The organism is Lyngbya sp. CCY1209, assembly GCF_055795065.1.
Genome location: NZ_JAYFER010000685.1, coordinates 1 through 209, shown reverse-complemented (window position 1 = coordinate 209; position 209 = coordinate 1). Strand labels below are relative to the sequence as shown.

The window sequence follows — 209 nt, the reverse complement described above, 5'->3', positions numbered from 1 at the left end:
GAGATGATGTTGTTGCCGTACAACAGGGAGCCGGCGACGGGCTCGCGGATGCCGTCGATGTCCACGGGGGGAGCGGCGACAAAAGCGATGATGTAGCAGATGGTGGCGGTCAGCAACGTCGGGATCATCAGGACACCGAACCAGCCCACATAGAGGCGGTTGTTGGTGGAAGTGACCCAGTTGCAGAACCGATCCCAAACGTTGGCGCT

1 pseudogene is annotated in these 209 nt (G+C 60.3%); it reads right to left on the bottom strand.

The features are described from left to right. A pseudogene (locus tag AC0QHF_RS28375) lies at window positions 1-209 on the bottom strand (photosystem II q(b) protein); the annotation flags it as partial.